18 protein-coding genes are annotated in these 19835 nt (G+C 47.2%); 15 read left to right on the top strand and 3 right to left on the bottom strand.

Annotated features, from left to right (window positions below):
- Positions 1 to 240 precede the first annotated feature (240 nt).
- The 9 genes from ACWPAB_RS11620 (at position 241) to ACWPAB_RS11660 (ending at position 12440) form a co-directional block, all read left to right on the top strand.
- The gene (locus tag ACWPAB_RS11620; protein ID WP_003585557.1) at positions 241 to 3246 is read left to right on the top strand and encodes an LPXTG cell wall anchor domain-containing protein; all 3006 of its coding nucleotides are present in this window, start codon (positions 241 to 243) and stop codon (positions 3244 to 3246) included.
- A 1-nt stretch (position 3247) separates the two neighbouring features.
- Positions 3248 to 4570 carry a pilin N-terminal domain-containing protein gene (locus ACWPAB_RS11625; protein ID WP_003580827.1) on the top strand — a complete coding sequence of 441 codons (1323 nt, stop codon included), beginning with the start codon at positions 3248 to 3250 and terminating at the stop codon, positions 4568 to 4570.
- Complete coding sequence (locus tag ACWPAB_RS11630) at positions 4567 to 6126, top strand: SpaH/EbpB family LPXTG-anchored major pilin (RefSeq protein ID WP_003580826.1); 1560 nt, start codon at positions 4567 to 4569, stop codon at positions 6124 to 6126. Before ACWPAB_RS11625 ends, ACWPAB_RS11630 begins: the two co-directional genes overlap by 4 nt.
- Before the next feature lie 6 nt (positions 6127 to 6132).
- Positions 6133 to 6960, top strand: coding sequence for a class C sortase (locus tag ACWPAB_RS11635; protein ID WP_016381827.1), 828 nt, complete (start codon positions 6133 to 6135; stop codon positions 6958 to 6960).
- Positions 6961 to 7548: 588 nt separating this feature from the next.
- Complete coding sequence (locus ACWPAB_RS11640) at positions 7549 to 8772, top strand: hypothetical protein (RefSeq protein ID WP_003580823.1); 1224 nt, start codon at positions 7549 to 7551, stop codon at positions 8770 to 8772.
- 188 nt (positions 8773 to 8960) lie between these two features.
- Positions 8961 to 9497, top strand: coding sequence for a hypothetical protein (locus ACWPAB_RS11645; protein WP_003580821.1), 537 nt, complete (start codon positions 8961 to 8963; stop codon positions 9495 to 9497).
- Positions 9498 to 9750: 253 nt separating this feature from the next.
- Positions 9751 to 9945 carry a hypothetical protein gene (locus tag ACWPAB_RS11650; RefSeq protein WP_003567298.1) on the top strand — a complete coding sequence of 65 codons (195 nt, stop codon included), beginning with the start codon at positions 9751 to 9753 and terminating at the stop codon, positions 9943 to 9945.
- Between the two features lie 316 nt (positions 9946 to 10261).
- Entirely contained in the window at positions 10262 to 11095 is an 834-nt protein-coding gene (gene proB, locus ACWPAB_RS11655) for a glutamate 5-kinase (protein ID WP_003585549.1), read from the top strand.
- 88 nt (positions 11096 to 11183) lie between these two features.
- Complete coding sequence (locus ACWPAB_RS11660) at positions 11184 to 12440, top strand: glutamate-5-semialdehyde dehydrogenase (RefSeq protein ID WP_003580815.1); 1257 nt, start codon at positions 11184 to 11186, stop codon at positions 12438 to 12440.
- A gap of 78 nt (positions 12441 to 12518) precedes the next feature.
- Here the strand turns inward: ACWPAB_RS11660 and ACWPAB_RS11665 are convergent, their stop codons facing one another.
- On the bottom strand, positions 12519 to 13751 hold the full coding sequence (locus ACWPAB_RS11665; RefSeq protein ID WP_003567292.1) for an MFS transporter: 1233 nt from the start codon (positions 13749 to 13751) through the stop codon (positions 12519 to 12521).
- Between the two features lie 327 nt (positions 13752 to 14078).
- On the opposite strand from ACWPAB_RS11665, the gene ACWPAB_RS11670 reads away from it, so the two are divergent.
- From ACWPAB_RS11670 to ACWPAB_RS11690, 5 genes are all read left to right on the top strand, one after another.
- Positions 14079 to 14330: a hypothetical protein gene (locus ACWPAB_RS11670; RefSeq protein ID WP_003567290.1), complete on the top strand. Its 252-nt coding sequence runs from the start codon at positions 14079 to 14081 to the stop codon at positions 14328 to 14330.
- Between the two features lie 224 nt (positions 14331 to 14554).
- The gene (locus tag ACWPAB_RS11675; protein WP_003567288.1) at positions 14555 to 14761 is read left to right on the top strand and encodes a hypothetical protein; all 207 of its coding nucleotides are present in this window, start codon (positions 14555 to 14557) and stop codon (positions 14759 to 14761) included.
- Between the two features lie 70 nt (positions 14762 to 14831).
- Complete coding sequence (locus ACWPAB_RS11680; protein ID WP_003567286.1) at positions 14832 to 15089, top strand: hypothetical protein; 258 nt, start codon at positions 14832 to 14834, stop codon at positions 15087 to 15089.
- 131 nt (positions 15090 to 15220) lie between these two features.
- Complete coding sequence (locus tag ACWPAB_RS11685; protein ID WP_003567284.1) at positions 15221 to 15427, top strand: CsbD family protein; 207 nt, start codon at positions 15221 to 15223, stop codon at positions 15425 to 15427.
- A gap of 187 nt (positions 15428 to 15614) precedes the next feature.
- Entirely contained in the window at positions 15615 to 16730 is a 1116-nt protein-coding gene (locus tag ACWPAB_RS11690) for a lactate oxidase (protein WP_003585543.1), read from the top strand.
- 190 nt (positions 16731 to 16920) lie between these two features.
- Here the strand turns inward: ACWPAB_RS11690 and ACWPAB_RS11695 are convergent, their stop codons facing one another.
- Positions 16921 to 17205 carry a chromosome partitioning protein ParB gene (locus tag ACWPAB_RS11695; RefSeq protein ID WP_003567280.1) on the bottom strand — a complete coding sequence of 95 codons (285 nt, stop codon included), beginning with the start codon at positions 17203 to 17205 and terminating at the stop codon, positions 16921 to 16923.
- Positions 17206 to 17218: 13 nt separating this feature from the next.
- Positions 17219 to 18340, bottom strand: coding sequence for a low temperature requirement protein A (locus tag ACWPAB_RS11700; RefSeq protein ID WP_003580809.1), 1122 nt, complete (start codon positions 18338 to 18340; stop codon positions 17219 to 17221).
- Between the two features lie 512 nt (positions 18341 to 18852).
- Here ACWPAB_RS11700 and ACWPAB_RS11705 point away from each other — a divergent pair.
- Entirely contained in the window at positions 18853 to 19524 is a 672-nt protein-coding gene (locus ACWPAB_RS11705; protein ID WP_016381826.1) for a 2,3-bisphosphoglycerate-dependent phosphoglycerate mutase, read from the top strand.
- Positions 19525 to 19835: the final 311 nt, after the last annotated feature.

A 19835-nucleotide genomic window follows, 5' to 3' on the forward strand; every position in this document is an offset into this window, starting at 1 on the left:
AAACTTGCTGGCAATACGCCGGCTGTTTCAAGGCTACTTTTGGGTTTGAAGACCTTATTTACCTATAAATAGAGCTTTTTACATTATATGTACAGATTAATGCCTATAATGTCAATAAGTATGCACTGTTAAAAATATCTTGTTAAATAACGAACATTATCATTCCTTTGCGCGGGGTCAACTTGTTAAGCTGGTGTTGGAAGAAGAGAGACGCCGGAAACAATGGAAGGAGGCGCACAGATGCCTAAGAAGTTGATCCATATCGTCATGTTGGCGATGTTGATGCTGACCCAGGTCGGCAGCGCCGTTGTCCCTGTAGCCGACAACGGTGAGACAAACATCACTGAACATGACCGTGCGGCGCCAAAATCCGATCCATCCTCACACCAGAACGATGCGAGCGGACAAGCGGCAATTAGCCAAGACATAATTGAGTCTGACAAGAAACAGACAAGTGCAGCAATGAGCAGTTCTGAGAACCAAACCGTCAAAACGGAGATGCCGGAGTTGACCAACCGCCTTGATCGACAAGATGTTGTTTTGGACGATGGCGGGCAATGGACAGCGGCGGTCGGCCAGCATGTCGTGACTTACACATACGACATGCAGCAGGCTGAAATTAAGGTGAAACTAAAGCTCGTCAAGCCGTGGAGTGAGAATAGGACACAAAAAGTCGTTGTGACGCCATTTACAGATATGGTGTCACAACCTGCTCACACGAATGGTGAAATCAATCATGTGTTTGACAGTAATAATTGGGCTGCACATGAGTATGAGATGACGAAGAAGCTATCAAGTGAGGAACAAAAGCAAAAAAGCTTCAAGCTAAGTCTAGACGGGTTCAATGGCACTGATCACGTGGTATCGCTGAATCTAGATCTGAAGTTGCCAGGTCCGATCGTGAACGATCATGTGAGCGAACCCGGCACAGACAGCTTGGATGCACACAGTCTCATCCTGCCGCGTGCAGCGTTGGGTGAAACCAAAATTCAGGTCACGAAGGCAGATGGTTCTGACTTTCCGATTGGGTCGGCTCAGATTTACCGAAAGCCAAACGGTAGCAGCCGCAGTAAATACAGTAGCCAAACTGCCATGAAAGAAAATGTCTCGACAGATTATGTGCCGAGTTCTTCAGCAACAGCGGTCATTTTTAAAGACGTGATTACCAAAGAAGATGGCTTGTCTAATGTTTTGGATGCCAAGCTTAAAGTCGATATCAATCATGTAGGTTCGGCCAGCGATTTGAATGGTCGACACTTTGAGATCGGGGCCTATGTGGAAATGACCAATATCCATGTGCGCCGCGTTGAATGGGCACCAACGCCAACAGATGTCGGCATCGACTTCTCGAACAATTTCTTTTCTGGGATGTCCTTCGCTAACGTCCTCCACTATGACTGGCGGGTGGTCTTTTATGAAAAAGAAACCGGCAAGCGGCTGAATTTTATTCCGCAAAGTGATCTGAATCAGAATTCGACTTTAACCTTTACATCATTGAACCCAGGCGAGTTCGTTTGGACTGAGCAGTCAGATATCAACGCGACTTACAATGCTGATTATGTCACTGACTGGCAGTTTCAAGAAGGTAACTGGATTACCGCGAACAAGGACGTTTTTGATCAAGAGAATCTTGGCGAACGGGGCACTGGTCAGAAAGGCTATACCTCGAAAACATGGGGGAACTGGGTTGATCCGATTGATCATGACAATCTAAGTGAGTGGGAGGACCGCCTCGGCGCGCCAACATTTGGCCGCGGGGCTGTGGCTTATACGCTGAATGGTACGAGTCACACGTTTAAGCGAGGAACCTTTTCGAGCGGTGGAAGTACATGGGTCGCCAATGGCAGCGGACAGATTGAGTTAATTGACCCGAATGTCACCAACAACAAGAGTGTCAGCGCACAAGCGATTGCTGGCGGTGGCGCCAAGGCGGATAAAAACAAGCCAATTTGGACGTCAAACGATCTCCACAATCAGGTGGTCAATGAGCATTACCAAGGCGACCCTTTTTACTACTACATCAACCAAGAAGTGTACAGCATGGGCGATTATGTGGTAAAGCCGACGACCATCACGGTGACGGATTTATTGCCGGAAAATATTGAATTGATTCCGGATCAGAACAATGGGCCACCGACTTATGAACAAGCCTTTCAACTTTTTAACGCGACTGATCCTGATGCACCCAACAAAGATCGGGCCATGACACTGACGCCTGGCGTTTCATCGTTTGAGGTGACTGAGGAAAAGGGCCGCCAACGTATCACGCTGACGATTGGCCGAGCAGATGTGCAGAAAATCTACTTCCACAGCGGCTATTTCTCACTGCGACTCAAGGTTCGGCCAACCCTCGATCCTGACACCATCGATCAACGCGTGACAATGACCAACAGCGCGGTGGTGAAATTCTTCGATACGAAAGAGCGCTATAGCAAGGAAACTAACGAGGTGGATGTGCATTTAGACCCGCTGAATCGTTTTCCCGCCAGCATCACTAAAAAGAATCAGCATGGCGCTTTACTTGAAGGAACTAAGTTTACGTTGAAACAAGCTGGCCAGCCATTGCAGGAAGCGGTCACCAATGCCCAAGGACAGGCGACCTTCACCGGTTTACGCCCCGGAAAGTACACCGTTGCCGAAGTGATGTCACCAGGACACTTGCTCCAACCAGAGTTTGACTTAATTGTCGCTGAAAATGGTGACGTGACGATTGGACGGCAAGGGGAGATTTGGGACAACAACACGGTGGTTAATCAGTTGAAACCAACTGAACTTGAGTTACTCAAGGTCAATAAAAGTAACAAACCATTAGCCAAGGCTACGTTTGCACTGTATCGCGATGGTCAGACTGAGCCGGTTGCTTCGGACAACACAAATGATGAAGGGCGGTTGCTTTTTGATCATCAGCTAACTCCTGGCAACTACCGGTTGGTTGAAACCAAAGCACCTGAGGGTTTCGATAAATTGGCGGGGGTATTCACATTTAAGATCAATCAAACCGGCACCATAGTTGATTTAAAATACAGCGGCAGTGATCTTACGACTGATGATTATGAGTTTAAATTCAAGCCGGACGCCACCGACAAGGTTAATCGCATTAGCTTTACAGTCGTCAATCACAGCCTTGAAAGTTTGTTACCGAAAACAGGCGGCAATGGCATTGTGCTATTTCTGCTAATGGCATTAGTGGCCGGCGCTAGCGGATTACTGCTAGCCATTGTGCTCAAGCGAAAGGAGGCGCGTTAAGATGCGACTACGATTGCTATGGTGGGTTATCCCACTCCTCCTATTAGTTGGCACGCTGCTTGGTCTTCAGCCAGTCAGCGCGGCTGAAAACACTGCCGAAATTGTCTTGCATAAACGCATTTACCGGGATGTGCGGCAACCTGAAGACGTTTGGTACGACAATGACGGTCAGATAATTGATCCGGAAAACCCCGACAAGGCTGGATATAAACTGTTGAGTAAAACTAGTGGTCTGAATGGTGCTAATTTTGAAGTTTACGATGCTAGTTCCTTGTTGAAGTCAGATATGACACCGGATGACGTTCAGGCACTGATCGAAAAGTATCAAAATATGACCCGCAAGCAGGCACTTAAGTTTGCGCGGGCAAACTTGCAACTTGCAGGTCAAGGGAATAAAGGACTTGGCTTGATTAACACCACCACCGATAAAAATCTTGGTGAAGACGGGATTGGACGCGTCACAGTTGACACTGGTCAAGGCAGCTTTGAGAAAGCGTATCTGCTGATTGAAACCGCGTTGGATTTCTCCACCGATCTGAACGTTGACATGGAAAGAAAAAGCTCACCGATGCTGATTGTTTTTCCGGTAAAAGATCCGACTTCAGGCGACCCAATGTCGACCGTGCATCTTTATCCCAAGAACGTCGGTTATGTCCGGGACCCATACTTCTTTAAATTCGGCGTTCATCCTGACGGGACGAGTCGGCGATTAGCCGGGGCCATTTTCGCGATCTACCGAATCGTGGACGGTCAGAAACTATATCTCGACTTGTCACCAGCTACTGACTTGAAGAACAAATGGGTTGCATCAACCGATGCTCTTCATGATGATCGTGTGAATAAATTTGTTTCGGACAAAGACGGTTTAGTGAACACAGGTGAACGATTCTTGTCGGCGGGCACGTATTATTTTGAAGAATTACAGTCAGTACCAGGTTATGAATTGGACGAAAAAAGTCGGGCGATTAAAATCGAAATTCCCGACTCTTGGTTAGATGATGATGACAATTATCGTTATGTACTGATTGACGGCCAGCCGATGAAAGAAAACATCGGCGGGATCGTGACACCGGAAATGATCAGTATCGGTAATCCCCGAGTTTATAACTATACAGATCGCAGCAGCACTTCAAGCGAATCCGACCCGACACCGCCGACAGGCCAGTCTGATCAGTCAGACAAACCGACTGGCGCAGGCGCAACTGGATATTTGCCGGCAATGTCTGACTTGCAAAACCTAAGTCTCGTTCTCATCGGTGTAGGACTCCTGACATTGGCAACTTACTTCCTGATCAAGCATAAGAAAGCGAGGAACCACCCATGAATGCCACGATAAAAAAGATCGGACACGGCCTATTAGCCGCTTTGATGCTCATGAGCGTGTTACTACCGCTATTGGGCGCTGGCAGAACCGTTCAAGCTGCCGAAAGCCAGGTTGCATTTACCCTTCACAAAATTGAACAAACTGCAGATGAACAGATTCAAAACACTGGCCATGATTTAGGTCTCACTGGCAGAACCCCAGTTGTCGGTGCAAAATTCAAAGTGTTTAATGTTACAGATGCTTTTTATCAGCTATTAGAGACACACGATAAAGAGACTGCGGCGGCGATGATGTCGCAGAATCTGGGCAACTATGCAAATCTTCAAGATCCAAATGCGCCAGAAATCACGACGGGTCAAGATGGGTTGGCAGTTTTTAATCAACTGCCAGCTAAAACCGGTGGTCGGCACAGCGTTTATGCTTTTAGTGAAACATGGACGCCTCAGCCCTATCAAAAAGCAGCTGATATGATCGTGAGTCTGCCGGTGCGTGACAAGAATGGCAATGACTTAACCAATATCCATCTTTACCCTAAGGATAGTGTGGTTACCAAACATTTAGATGCTATCAATGGCGGAGCAGTTGCCGCTAAAGACTTACATGACGTTGCTGTCGGTGATGTGTTGACTTACAATATCCAATTTCAGATTCCCCATGACATTGGCGCAATGGCGGATAATCAATCCGGCGTGTTCAAGTACAATCAATTTGAAGTGCTGGATTACATGACCAAAGCCGGCTTGACGTTTAAAGAACTAACCGCAGTGACTGTGGACGGTCAGAATATTTTGAACGACTTAACAGGCAAAATCGCGCTGATGACCTCAAATGACGCGGCATGGCAAACCGCGCATGGCAACTATCCATTCGGCTTCAAATTAGATTTCTTAGGCGGATCAGACGCCAATGCCGTTCGTAATTTGTTGACGAAGTATGCCGGTAAACGGGTGACCGTTGGCTATACGGGGATCGTGAACGAGAAGATGGTACCTGATCAAAAAATCGGGAACACAGCAGTTGTTTCTTTTGATCCTGATACCAAAATCACCGTTAACGGCCCGGAAATTCAGACTGGCGGGATGAAGTTTTTCAAATATGAAACTGGTTCCGATGACAAGTCGTTGGCTGGTGCAAAGTTCATCATTCAGCGACAAAATGGCAATACAACAGAATATGCTGTGCTTGAAGGTGTCACCGGTATGACAGGCGCATATGCCCCAAGCAAGATCACTTGGACGACAACGAAAGCTGATGCAACCGAACTGACCACTAGCGCAGGGAAACCATTTAACCTGTCGATTCAAGGGATGCTGCCAGGGCCTTATACCTTGATTGAAACAGATGCCCCTGATGGCTATGAAATCACGGATCCAACCACGGACTTTGAGATTGTTGCAGGTACGTGGGGCGAGAAAATCGTTCGCATCACAAACACCCCCGTACGCACATTGCTGCCGATGACCGGCGGGATGGGACTGCTCGCATTTCTGCTGATCGGCATCGTCTTGATGAGCGGTGGTTACTATGTGAAGAAGCAAACTGGCAAGAAAGCCTGATCGCCTATGGCTAAGCAGGCGAAAGGGTCGAACCGGCTGTTGCGCTGGCTCGTGATCATCCTCTTCACCGCGGGGGCTTCCTGCTTCTGCTACCCTTTTGCGGCGACGGCGATCAATGAAGTCATCATGACCAGTCGTCGTGCTGAAGCCGATCGCGAAGCAGCCAAAAATGCCGCAGCCCAAGATGCACAACGCGCTTCTGAGAATCGCGCGCTCGCCGAAACCGACCTGCGACCCGGCCAAGACCCCTTTAACAGTGAGCAAAAAGTCAAGCAGGCTTATGTTAAAAAGCATTTAATTGGGCGAATTGCGATTCCGAAAATAGAAGTCGACTTGCCACTATTTGATACCACCAACAACACCTTGCTTGATCAAGGCGCCGTAGTTTTACCGGGCACTAGTTATCCGCGCGGCGGTAAAAATACGCACACAGTGATCTCGGCCCATGGCGGCTTGCCAACCAAGCGCTACTTTACGGGATTGAAGAAGCTCAAGAAAGGTCAGCAGTTTCTGATTGAAGTTAACGGCAAGAAACTAGCATACAAGGTCTTTCGCATTCAAACTGTGAAACCAGATCAGACTGAAAGCTTGCAGATTGAATCAGGTCAGGATTTAGCAACGCTCATGACGTGCACGCCATACATGATCAACTCGCATCGCTTGTTGGTCACTGGTAAACGCGTGCCCTATACGGAATCGTTGGGACAAGCAGCAAAAGCCGCTGACCAATGGCGCTTTTGGAAAAGCGCTGCAATTATCGGCGGTGTGCTACTGCTAGCTGTGCTGATTGTCTGGTTAGCCCGCCGTTACTTGCGCCGACAGCGTAGGTCATAAAAGGTCAGGAAGACAAGTTCGATTGACCAATTTTGTGAAAAAGAGGGTGCACCATAATTCCAACGTAGGACTCGTGATTCATTAAACTCCGAATAATCGCAGGGAGATGCTTGGCTAAAATTTCCTTGCCGTGCCAAACTCCGCAATCTCCGGCCAGCTGGGGCTGGAACGCTGTGACGGCGCTTTGAGCCCGCAAAGCCCGCGGTCTCGAAGTCGCCTAACAACATCAGCGACAAAGACCGGTCGCTGTGTTGTTTGCACGGCTGAGCCCCATCTGGCCTACGATTGCTCCGCCTTGGCACTCCGGTCTTTAAAATCATAATAAATAACCTATGAGCAGGCAAAAGCGAACAAATTTCCTTTAAGTAGAAATTTGTTCGCTTTTATTTTGCCGACTGAGAAAGATGTCCTGACCTGTTTTCCGTGACATGGCCAAAAGTTATTCCTGAAGTAGCATTCGACAAAAAAGTGATACGGTTTTTCAAGAACGATCAAGGCCGCCTTTTGCTTTTTTCTGGCAATTACCGGGTAATATAATCGCGTGGTTAATTCAAATATATTATAATTCTGATATGAAGGAGTGTATGCATGTTGAAAAAATGGGTTTGGGTGACGGTATTGTCAGCCATCGGTATCGTTGCACTTGGCTTTGGCGGCTGGGCGTTGATTGATCATTATCAGTACAGCCAGTTAGTTGATCAGCCAAGTGATGTTAAAAAATGGGAAGCTGATCCGCGGCCGTTGCAGTCCAAAAGCGCGGCAATTAAGCAAATTAAAGCTATCGGGCAATCAGATCCGCTTGAAAAACGCGCGGCCACCGATGCCAAATTAGTGGTGATTCCTGGACTTCGCGGTGCTTGGTCGATCAATGCTAAAACCAAAAAAGCGGGTTTTGGCAATAACTGGGTGCCTCAGGGGGTCACCCAGTCCAAAGATGCGATCTATATGAGCTTGTATGATGGTAATCACAAACTGAATTCAATCATTGTTCAGGTGAACAAGCATAATGCTAAGTACAATAAAACCTTAATTTTAAGGAGCAAATCGCACGTTGGTGGTATCACTTACGACATCGACCATCAGCGGCTGCTTTGGTCTGATGATGCCGCGCAGACAACAGGTGCTGGTATCAGTTATGTGTCACAGCGCGAAATCGATGCCTATTCGGCTAAAGCAACGCAACAACCGATAAAGTCAACCCGGATTGAACTTCATTTGGCAAGACGGACCTCAGCGATTGCCCTGTATAACAATCAATTGGTTTTTGTTAAATATGGTCAGAACAAAAAGAACCGTTCGATCCTTGCCTTACCGCTCAATGCAAATGGGCTGCCAGCACCCATCACGATGAAGCAAATGAAAGCATGGGCTTTGGAACTTGCACCAAAGTTTGCCGGCAAAACACTCGATCAAGAAGTTAACATGGTCTTTAAATCGCTGATTCAAAAGAAAGTCATTAATTCGTATAACAATGGCTGGGATCGGCTTCAAGGCATTGCCATTGCCAAAAGTGGGCTGACGTTGCTCAGTCAGTCAAATGGCAGCGCACCAGGCAAAATCTGGATTCGGGTTCCGGGCAATAAAAGCTGGACTAAACTAGACTTCACTGCACCAAAGTCAGGATCTAAAATTATTAACGTGCCAAACTCGGTTGAAGAAATCAGCCTTGATCTTTCTGAGAAGCACATTTCGATGATCTTTGAAAGTGGTGCCAAAGCTTATCGTGAAGCAGGCTCCTTCATGCATCGTCCGAGTTACATGGATCGGGTCATTATTTTGCCAGTGTTGGTTAAAAAAGGCCAAGTCCAGTAATTGCGTGGCTTGACAGTAAGAGAGAAGCCAAAAGCAGGTTTTGCAATCAGAAGGTGATTGCGGAAACTGCTTTTTGTTTGCCTCAGAAACTAGCAATTTTAATAACGCCTGTTTTGTTCGCACATCGTTTGGCCAAAATGATAAAGTTATTATTACAATATTAATTGACTTATTTTGGGGGTGTGGGGATGCGTCAATATGGGATAAAAGGACTGGCGGCGCTTGGCATGCTGCTGGTGATGTTGGGCATGCCAAGCGGCTCAGCGGAAAGTGAGCCGACGCCATTAAAAGCCAATCATGTTGCCGCAGTTTATGAGGCCAAGAAGGTTAGACCACTCTTTCAACAACTAGCCGTCTTTCCGGATGGCACGCAGCAACCACTTGCTGGCGGCATCTTTGCTTTTTATCGATTCGACAGTTCAGGCCGCCGCCGCTATCGAACAACGGATGGTCATTGGCGGTCAGTTGGGAATCCATTAACTTCTAAAGAAGCCTATAAGGTAAAAGCAGATCGGCACGGTATTGTTGCCATCGCCAAGAACCTACCAGTTGGGACTTTTTACAGTGAGCGCCTACTTTTGCCGCGACCATATGCGACCAAAATGCCGCTGCCTGTCAAGATTCACGTGAAGCGCACTGGCATCACGACCAATGGTCAGGCCATTCATACAGGAGAGGAACTGCCTAGAATTTACGCTTTTCGGGTGGCGGTGACGCGGCAGTGAGCGATTGTTGACACTGCCTATGCCTAGTTTATATTTTTCGTCCTTATTTCAGTAAATGGTTGGCTGGCTTGATGCGGAAAAGAGTTTTTAATCCCCGCTGAATTTCGGTTGTCGAGATAGCAGTGACACACGATTATCGGCGAAAATACAACGTTTATTTTTGAACCCGCTTAGATGCTTTCTTGTACGATACAATGTTTTTGAAAGCATTGTGTCGTTTTAAAATCTTTTGCAGTTCTTGGAGGTATGATTGATGCGCGCGAAAAAGAAACAAAACAAAATGGCAAATGCGTTGCTTTTAACCGTGAGTTTTATCGTGGTGGCTTGCTACCTGCTTTTCTTTAAAGGGGTTAGCCAACCTTTTCAGTTTATCTTAGTTTGTGGCAGTCTCAGTGGGTTCTTGGTTCTTCTAGGGGCACACCTTAGGCAATTATTTGCTCGGAGTTGAGTAACGATGAGGCGTGCGTATAAGTGGTAATCAACGCTTCGGAATACCTGCGCTTGACTTTTCGTCATTGCCCGCATACAATTCACTTCATCAAGTCATAGTAGCGCCTCACAGAGATCAGGACACTCGCTGAAAGTCCTGAAATGTGCGCGAATCCAAGCTTGTATGATGAGTCTCACAAAACTTAAATAACGATAAAAGCGCAAAGCATTGCTTTGAACGAGAATGGTACCGCCTTAACGGGTGTCTCGATCAAGGCGGTGCTTTTTTTGATAGATTAGATTTCTCGACAAGTATGCATTCAGCGGAGGTAGCAATGGCAAAACGGGCGATGCAATGTAAACGATTAGTAGTGAAGATTGGCACGAGTAGCCTGATTCATCCAAATGGTAAAGTCAATTTGCAAACCATTGATCGACTGGCCTACGCTTTGACGGCGCTGAATAATCAAGGCTATGAGCTGGTGTTAGTCACCTCTGGCGCAATTGGCGTGGGAATGGCGGAACTAGGCATGTCGAAACGACCAGCTGTCATTGCCGAGCAACAAGCGCTTGCCGCGATTGGCCAGTCGGAATTGATGACCTTGTACACGCAGCGGTTTAGTGATTATGGTGCGAAAATTGGCCAATTGCTGCTAACACATGATGTATTTGATTATCCGATGAATCGTCAGCATGTGCTGGACACGATTGATGCGTTATTGGCTCAGCAAGTGATTCCGGTGATCAACGAAAATGACAGTGTAGCGGTGGACGAGTTGGATCATCGCACGACATTTGGTGATAATGACCAATTGTCGGCGTTAGTGGCTAAGCAAATTGGCGCTGATTTGTTGGTCGTCCTTTCAGATATTGACGGGTTGTATGACCGTGACCCGAATCGCCATCCGGATGCTGCGCTCATGCCGACGATTACGCAGCTATCTGCCAAAGTGCTGGCAGCTGCAGGCGGCAGTTCGACGCGCTTCGGGACCGGCGGCATGGTGACAAAACTGAAGGCCGCCAAGACGATGATGCGTGCTGGCAAACAAATGGTGCTTGCTAGTGGTCGTGATCCGCGGATTGTTTTACAAATCTTGGCTGGCGACTCAGTCGGTACCTGGTTCGGTCAGCCCAAACAAGCAGCAAGTGTCAGTCAAAGTTTTCAATAGTAGGTTTTAGTAGCACTTTTAAACGGCTCATATCACGTTGGCAGACGCAGAAGCTTGCTCGCGTGCACTAAAAAAGGAGACCGATGATATGGACGCAACGACAATTGATCTTGAACAGATGGGGCGGGCAGCCAAAACGGCGGCGATGACGCTTGGCCAATTGACGACACTACAGAAAAATACCGGCTTGTTAGCGATGGCGGCTGCGCTGGAGACGCATGCCGATACCATCTTGGCGGCAAATAAGGCTGATCTTGCAGCTGCAAGCGCCTTGCCGGAAAAGTTTGTTGATCGGCTCGCGTTAACGAGGGCACGCATTGCCGACATGGCAGCTGGGGTACGACAGGTTGCCACACTGGATGATCCGACTGCGCAAACGGACAGGGCGTGGGTGAACGAAGCCGGCTTGACGATTGCTCAAAAACGCGTGCCATTGGGTGTTGTTGGCATGATTTACGAAGCGCGGCCAAATGTGACGGTGGATGCAGCTGCCTTGACCTTTAAAAGCGGCAATGCGGTCATTTTACGCGGTGGCAAGGAAGCATTACACAGCAATCTTGCGTTGGCGACAGTTTTACAAGATGCGCTGGCAGCAAAAGGGTTACCGCGTGATGCCGTGCAATTGATCACCGATCCTAGCCGTGCCGTTGCCACCCAGATGATGCACTTAAACGGCTACATTGACGTGCTGATTCCGCGAGGCGGCAAAGGGTTGATTAAAGCGGTGGTTGAACAGGCAACGGTTCCGGTGATCGAAACCGGAGCTGGCAATTGTCACATTTATGTTGATGCCCATGCCCAATTGCAAATGGCGGTGGCGATTGTTGTCAATGCCAAGGTGCAACGGCCATCTGTCTGCAATGCAGCCGAGAAGCTTTTGATTCACGCTGATGTGGCAAATGAACAGTTGCCAGTCATTGCTAAAGCCTTGCAAGATCATGGCGTTGAATTACGCGGCGATGAACGTGCCCGCGCCATCGTGCCGAGTATGCACGCTGCTACCGCTGAAGACTGGGATACGGAATACAATGACCTGATTATGGCCGTTAAGGTCGTTGACTCAGAAGAAGAAGCCATTCAACACATCAATGCGCATAATACAAAGCACAGTGAGGCGATTATCACAGACAATTACCAAAATAGTCAGCAGTTCTTACAGCAGGTGGATGCCGCCGTGGTTTACGTGAATGCCTCGACCCGCTTCACGGATGGCTATGAATTTGGTTTTGGCGCCGAAATCGGCATCAGCACACAAAAATTGCATGCTCGTGGGCCAATGGGATTAGCCGCACTGACCACGATTAAGTATCAGGTTTTGGGCAATGGGCAGATCCGGAAAAATTGATAATTTATTTTGAATAGCAATGGCGTTGGCACAATCTATCGACCACAGATAGTTTGTGTCAACGCCATTTTTTACGGTCTAAGCATGGAGCCAATGCTTAACTGTTGTTTGATGGCTAAGCAGGATCGGTATGGTTAACAGCAACGCCAACAAACCACAGGAAGGAAACCCCCACAGGCCGCCAGCCATGTCCATTAAACCACCGACGTATAAACTGCCAATGGGCGTAGAGCCTTGGTTGAGCAGAACGTAGACGCTCATGATCCGGCCACGCAACTCATTGGGGATAGAGAACTGAAAAGCAGCATTGGATTGATTCAAGAAAACCATGTTGCAAAATCCAATGACAACCATAAAAATCATCGCCAACCAATAAACGTGAACAAAAATCATCAGCGATTGAACCAAGGCCGTCCCTAACGCCACTAGAAGATATAAATCGCGGCGTAGGCCAAACCGAGCCAGATAACTCATGAGGAACGCTGCAATCAGTGAGCCAATCCCTGTTGCTGATAGCAGATTGGCATAGCCTTGTGCACCACGGCCTAAAACTTCCTGCGCATAGATGGGGATGATGACATTATTGTTAAAGTTCAGTGTGCAAATAATCATCATTAATTCGGCACTTAATTTAACGTTGTCATGGTGGACGATGTAAGCAAGCCCTTCTTTGACATCAGCAATGATGTGGCGCGGTGTGTGACTGGCAACAGGATGCTGCTGATGAATCATCAATAAACCAATAATAATGGCAATGTAACTCAAGGTGTCAACTAGAAAACACGGCGCCACTCCTATGGTGACCATGAGCACCCCGGCTAGGGAAGGACCCGCAATTTTTGCCAAATTGAAAATGGAAGAGTTCAATGAAATACCGTTCATGAGGTCTTTTTTGCCAACAAGTTCAATAACATAGGATTGTCGAGTTGGCGTATCAAAACTTTGAAGAATGCCATAGCCTAAGGCAATTACCAGAATTTGCCAGTATTGAACAATTTTTAGAAAAGTGATGATCGTCATGGCAGCACCCAAGACTAGAAAACCAAATTGGGTCATCAAAAGAATCCGTCGTTTGGGGTAGCGATCAATGAGTGTACCGGCGATTAAGGTGAGTGCCATGATAGGAACAAATTGAGCCGCTGCGAGCAAGCCAACCAGAAATGCAGATTTGGTCATTTGATAGACCAACCATGTTTGCGTTGTTCGTTGGATCCAAGTGCCCATGACAGAGATACATTGGCCAATCCAGAAGCGGCGGAAATTGGTTGACCGCAGTGAAGAGAAAGTTGCACCAAAAATGTGCCTATCCACGAAAATCATCGCCTTGTTTGGAGTCTATTGTTTCTTATCGTTGGCTTTTTCAGTGAAGATGTCAATACTGGAGCAGGGCGTTTTTTGCAAGTGGTGTCGTCTTTTCAATCGATGAAAGCAACACTTTTCAGTAAAAAGAGGCGGTTGACTTGTCAATATTTTGAGAACTTTTTTAATTAAAGTCAAAAAATAAAAGCGCATTCAACTGCCTTTTGGCGGGATTGTGACGAAATTATGAAAATTTATATATAATTGATCATTTATGTTGACGATAAAACTTTCGGCCTGTTAACCTTAGCTCAACACATAACAAGGGGGAACTTAATCATGAAGCAGGCAAAAGAAGGCATGGTCGTTTTATGTCGTGCGAATGGCAATATGGAACATGATTTTGTTGGTCGCATTCAGAAATGCTATGAAAATTCTGCATTGGTCGAAATTCTTGATTATGCGCCGCAGGATCAAGTAAACGTACAGGATTTAATTGGTCGCACAGTCATTGCATTCAATCGCATGAAACGCAGTCAAACGACGCAGTTAGCAACAACACAAAATCAAGTTAAAGAAAGTGTCGGGTAGCTAACGACGAAGTTAGTTGCATGGCCTCTAAAATGAGGATTACAGCATCGAGTGCTGCCGTAAAAAGCCGCAAGATCAAGGCCACCAGCGTTGTCAATAGCAGTTTATAAACTTTTTTCTTAGAATAGTTGAAACTGATGCCTCTAGGGTGTATAAATGCTTCTTGTGATACAAAAACGTGTGCCGACTCATGGTACAATTAGTAAAGGTGGTCAAGAGGAATCATGTTATTTGCAGCACATCTTCGTGATTATGAAGTCGTTGGTCAGTATACGGATAAATGGGGGCATCGGCACGATTCTTCCCGGGTCTGTCATCAGATGACTAAGCGAGAAGCGCGCGACGCTATGCAGCGCTATTTGTTGCAACATTTCAGTGATTCGGTTGACTTGGATGCACCGATCAAAGTGAAAGTGCAGGCCACCAAGTAAGCACTTACCCGCCAGCAAGTTAAGCCCGCACGGCGAATTTGCTGGCGAATGCCTTTAAGGAGGTTTTTCTGTGTCACAAGAAATCGTTATTGGTGATAAAGTATCAGTTCGTAAAGCAAAAGATGTGCCATTGAGTTTCAAAGGCACGGTTGAAAAGCTCTATGCCAACGCGGCAATGCTGACAATCGACAGTTTTTCGCCTGATGATGCCTCACTGGTTGAAGATATGAAGAATAAGACGGTCGTGAACTACAAGCATATTAAAAAAGGCGGCAAAGCGGTTATCCCGCCAGCGCCTGAAGAAAAACGACCGGGTGCACGTCACTAGCGTGAAATGAAGAGGACTGTACGCCGATTGTACAGACTTTTTTATTTTCCTTAGAGGTTGCGTGAGCCCCAAACTGGCATGGCATAATGTCAACTTGGTATCCTTAATTAAGCAAAGAAGGAGGAAATCATATGACAGATTATGATGCAGCAAAAGACAAGGTTAGCGGCAAGGTTAAAGAAACCGCTGGTAAATTAACTGGTGATGAATCAACCGAAGCTAAGGGTAAGGCCCAACAGATTGCTGGCGACGTGAAAGAAAAACTTGGCGAAGCAAAAGATAAAGTTGCCGAGAAGTTCAATGACGTTGTAGATAAGACTAAGAAAAAAGAGGACTAAATCGGGGGATGTGGCTCCGATTGGTCAAACCAGAGAGAACGCCGACAGATGACGTTCTTTTTTTGTAGGAACAAAGCCGCACTATAACCACTTACAAAAAATTAGCAAAATCCCTTTACTTACTAATTATAAGTGATACACTTATCTGTGTTCTGATAAGTAAGCAATTTTGGGAGGCTTTTTATACATGACAGTTGTTAATGGTTACGAACAAAGCGATGCAGAAAAGAAATTGAACATTTTGAACTTGCCGTCATTGGCAGATGAAGCAAAGAAGATTATTCCTACTGGCGGTTATGGTTATATCGTCGGGGGTTCTGAAGATGAGTGGACCTTGGCCGAAAATACAAAGGCGTTTAATCACGCTCAGATTGTTCCTAAGGCATTGTCCAACATTGATTCTCCAGATCTGTCCACCAACTTCTTGGGCATTGATCTCAAGACGCCAATTATGATGGCACCGACTGCTGCGCAAGGTTTGGCTCATAGCCAAGGCGAAAAAGATACTGCGCGGGGCGTTGCAGCCGTTGGCGGGTTGATGGCTCAGAGTACCTACAGCTCAACATCCATCGCTGATACAGCCGCGGCCGGCAATGGCGCACCGCAGTTGTTCCAACTGTACATGAGTAAGGATTGGGACTTCAACAAGAGCTTGCTCGATGAGGCTAAGAAGGCCGGTGTGAAGGGCATCATTTTGACGGTTGATGCCACTGTTGATGGTTATCGTGAAGAAGATATCATTAACAACTTCCAGTTCCCAATTCCAATGCCGAACTTGGAAAAGTATTCAGCCGGTGACGGTAAAGGCAAAGGAATTGGCGAGATTTATGCCTCTGCTGCTCAAAAGATCAGTGAAGACGATGTTCGTCGAATTGCCGAATACACTGATCTGCCAGTCATCGTCAAAGGGGTTCAGTCTCCTGAAGATGCTTTGCGCGCAATTGGTGCCGGTGCAGCCGCGATTTATGTTTCCAACCATGGCGGCCGTCAGTTGAACGGTGGTCCGGCATCCTTCGACGTTTTGCCAGCGATCGCAAAGGCAGTTAACAAGCGCGTTCCAATCATCTTTGATTCCGGTGTTCGGCGCGGCAGTCACGCCTTCAAAGCGTTAGCAGCCGGTGCTGATCTAGTTGCCTTTGGTCGGCCAGTGATCTATGGCTTGGCTTTGGGTGGTGCAGAAGGTGTTCAAAGCGTGTTCGAGCAGATCAATCACGAACTTGAAATCATCATGCAACTTGCTGGCACTAAGACGATTGCTGATGTGAAGCACGCACCATTAACACACTTCAACTATGCTGACTAATTCAGCCAGAAGCGTGCTTTAAAAATATAAAATCATGACCTCCGCGACTTTGCTGTTGCGGAGGATTTTTTGTCTTTGTGCCATTTCAATTGCTTTTAAAGGCAATCACAGTCAGCTTTATCTGCTAACGATCCCATCAAAAAAGCCCCGCTGCCATTTGAAATGGCAACAAGGCTTAGCGACAATCAGGTCACAGCCCGATTTGACTTAATGTGTACATAGCATTACGAAATTCATCTCGGCGATTAGCCTTTTTTTCGACATCACTAGGTAATTCAGTCATGTCGATACGAACAACGGCGCGCCGCAAAAGGCTGACCATTGTCTTGTCGTTCATTTTGATGTAGAGGTGATCGGCGTCAAATCGCTCAACCGCGTCCTCCCAGACCCGGGCGTTTTCGTGGTCGCTTTCCACGTTGCGCTTAATCAGCGACTTGCCATCGACGGTGTTGAATGTGACATCATATGTTGTCATATGAATTCTCCCTTCATTGATCACTTTCATTATACAACGGGTCGTTGGGATGGAGAATGAATTGCCAAAGATATAAGGTATTGGCCAGCAAATACGCAGTTAAGCCTAGCATAAATGGCAATGGCATAGCCGCCGTCATGAAGCTGTATACCCCAAAAATCATGAGTGAAAACCCTAAATAAAACCAACGCTTGAAGCCGATGTCGATCTTGTTGGTTGGATAGGCGCGCAAATAGCCAATCAGGCTAAAATAGTAAACAGCTAAAGCCAAGGTAATCGCCGCGGCAAACCAACGCGGATCTAATTCCTGAGTCAACCACAGGTGGATAAACGTGCTGATGCTAAGGATGGCCGCTAATAACGGGTAATGAAGATGAATAGCTGCCAAACCGCCTGTTTTTATCTGGCGGTTAAGGCCGTTATCATAAACTAGCTGATAAGCCACAAAAAGCAATATAACCACAAAGAAAAACAAACCGGCCTGCAGTGATAAGCCGCTATAAACCGTATCGGCCACGCCAATAACCGCTTCTCCGAAAATCAGCAGGACCAGTAGCGAGTAACGCTCACTCAAATGACTAAAATCCACCGGGGCAGCATTGATCGTTCGCCAGAAAAGCAGCGGGACAAAACTGGCCCCCACAACGCCCAAAAAGAAGAACGTGAATGACAGCGAGTATGGGGTTAGGAAAGGCGATACAAGTGCCAGCGCGCCAGCAATTGTTAAGGTCAGACCAAAAATTTTGGGTAAAGCAGCATGTTTTTGCCGCCAGATCAGGCCATATTGAATCGCAACACTCAAAAACAAAATGGCAGTGCTCAATTGAAAGGACCATTTTGTTTTAACGAAATCAACGTTGATGGCGGTACTCAAGACGATGACCCAGAACATATTAAAAAGAGTAAAGAGACTTTGGGCTAGTTGGTTGTTAAAGTACCGGTTGGCTAAGACAGTTTGGTAAGTCCAAATCACCCAGAAAACAAGTAGCATCATCAAAAACTCACCAAGCATACGCGGAGCAATGAAACCATGTGTCGGCAGTGCAAGCGCTTGCGCCATACGGCCAACGGCATAGGCAAAAATTAAATCATAGAACAGCTCGACCATCGTAACCGATTTATGCGACTGGGTCATGAGCATCCTTCTTTCTAAAGGCAAAGAGACAAGCCTTCGCCGATCTCGTATATATAGTAGCCTATCATTTTCCAGCTTTTCCGGCAAAAATGCAGAGCGCGAAAAGGCCCAGTTAGAAGCTGGAACGTAAGCGACCTCAAGCCTAAATGGCTGGGCTTTGGGAGGCGCCCTTAGGTGGAGGCTTCTGGGCCTGTTCGCGTGTTTCAGTGAGAAAATGGGGATGGTTCGGGTTTTAGTTCTCTTCTAATGAGCTTGTTCCGGAAGCCCGAGCTGGTTAGAGTGGTGGGGCACAATTTCGAGCTAATGTGAAAGGCCAACGCCGTCTCGCCGCTAGGTATTAGTCAAAGCGAAGAAAACTGCTTCGCTTTGACCATTGAGTCCATTGCTATTCCGCTGGTTTACATCAATGAAGTAGAATGACAAACATGAAACTAAGCAAAGCAGCACTATTTGATGCGTTTACCACTCGCCCGCGCAGTCTGGTATACTAGTTGGGTTAAGGAGGCCGTTTTGTGGTTAAATTAGTCCTGTTAAGGCATGGCGAGAGCATCGCCAATCAGAAGAATACTTATACCGGCTGGTCGGATGTGGGTTTAACCGCAGAGGGTAAGGCACAGGCTGAGACAGCTGGGGAAAAAATTGCGTCCACGGGGATCTTGTTTGATCATGTTCATACGAGCGTGCTATCGCGGGCAATCATGACGGCATACATCGTGCAAGATAAGATCGGCCAGAACTACCTGCCGATCACGAAAAGTTGGCGGCTTAATGAGCGGCATTACGGTGCCTTACGTGGTATTAACAAGGACTTGACGCGCAAGCTGTTCGGCCCGGATCAGGTTGCAAGTTGGCGGCGGAGTTTTTCCGCACATCCGCCATTACTTGCTAATCCTAGTCGAACCCGGCGGTACCACCGTTATCCAGCCACGATCATCCCGCGCGGCGAGAGCCTTGCCGATGCAAGTCAACGGTTGTTACCGTATTGGACAGCTGAAGTGGCACCGCGCCTTTTGTCCGGGAAAAATCAGCTCATTGTCGCTCACGGCTCTACTTTGCGCGCCTTGGTGAAGTTTATGGAAGACATCAGCGATGCTGGCATCAACAAGGTCGAAATTGGAAATGCCCAACCGATTGTTTACACCTTGGATGACAAGCTAACCATTCTGGATAAGCAAACTTTATAAAATTATGGAGGCTGAGCCATAATTCCCTTGCAAGACTTGTGATTCATTAAATTCCGAATAATCGTAGAAAGTCGCTGGGCTAAAACTTTTTTGCCGTGCCAAACTACGCAATCTCCGGCCAGCTGGGGTGGCGACGCGTAGCTAGAGCGGAGACGGCGCTTCAAGCCCGCAAAGCCCGCGGTCTCGAAGTCGCCTAACAACATCAGCGACAAAGCCCGGTCGCTGTGTTGTTTGCACGGCTGAGCCCCATCTGGCCTACGATTGCTCCGCCTTGGCACTACGGTCTTTAAAATCGCAATAAATAATCCATG

The sequence above is a fragment of the Lacticaseibacillus sp. 30 genome (assembly GCF_053819265.1).

What these genes read in the sequence shown, in the direction of transcription:
- proB (WP_003585549.1), top strand. Translation starts at nt 10,262, where the DNA reads ATGGCAAAACGGGCGATGCAATGTAAACGATTAGTAGTGAAGATTGGC.
- ACWPAB_RS11675 (WP_003567288.1), top strand. Translation starts at nt 14,555, where the DNA reads ATGTTATTTGCAGCACATCTTCGTGATTATGAAGTCGTTGGTCAGTAT.
- ACWPAB_RS11660 (WP_003580815.1), top strand. Translation starts at nt 11,184, where the DNA reads ATGGACGCAACGACAATTGATCTTGAACAGATGGGGCGGGCAGCCAAA.
- ACWPAB_RS11700 (WP_003580809.1), bottom strand. Translation starts at nt 18,340, where the DNA reads ATGACCCAGTCGCATAAATCGGTTACGATGGTCGAGCTGTTCTATGAT.
- ACWPAB_RS11670 (WP_003567290.1), top strand. Translation starts at nt 14,079, where the DNA reads ATGAAGCAGGCAAAAGAAGGCATGGTCGTTTTATGTCGTGCGAATGGC.
- ACWPAB_RS11635 (WP_016381827.1), top strand. Translation starts at nt 6,133, where the DNA reads ATGGCTAAGCAGGCGAAAGGGTCGAACCGGCTGTTGCGCTGGCTCGTG.
- ACWPAB_RS11645 (WP_003580821.1), top strand. Translation starts at nt 8,961, where the DNA reads ATGCGTCAATATGGGATAAAAGGACTGGCGGCGCTTGGCATGCTGCTG.
- ACWPAB_RS11695 (WP_003567280.1), bottom strand. Translation starts at nt 17,205, where the DNA reads ATGACAACATATGATGTCACATTCAACACCGTCGATGGCAAGTCGCTG.
- ACWPAB_RS11620 (WP_003585557.1), top strand. Translation starts at nt 241, where the DNA reads ATGCCTAAGAAGTTGATCCATATCGTCATGTTGGCGATGTTGATGCTG.
- ACWPAB_RS11690 (WP_003585543.1), top strand. Translation starts at nt 15,615, where the DNA reads ATGACAGTTGTTAATGGTTACGAACAAAGCGATGCAGAAAAGAAATTG.
- ACWPAB_RS11640 (WP_003580823.1), top strand. Translation starts at nt 7,549, where the DNA reads ATGTTGAAAAAATGGGTTTGGGTGACGGTATTGTCAGCCATCGGTATC.
- ACWPAB_RS11685 (WP_003567284.1), top strand. Translation starts at nt 15,221, where the DNA reads ATGACAGATTATGATGCAGCAAAAGACAAGGTTAGCGGCAAGGTTAAA.
- ACWPAB_RS11650 (WP_003567298.1), top strand. Translation starts at nt 9,751, where the DNA reads ATGCGCGCGAAAAAGAAACAAAACAAAATGGCAAATGCGTTGCTTTTA.
- ACWPAB_RS11625 (WP_003580827.1), top strand. Translation starts at nt 3,248, where the DNA reads ATGCGACTACGATTGCTATGGTGGGTTATCCCACTCCTCCTATTAGTT.
- ACWPAB_RS11630 (WP_003580826.1), top strand. Translation starts at nt 4,567, where the DNA reads ATGAATGCCACGATAAAAAAGATCGGACACGGCCTATTAGCCGCTTTG.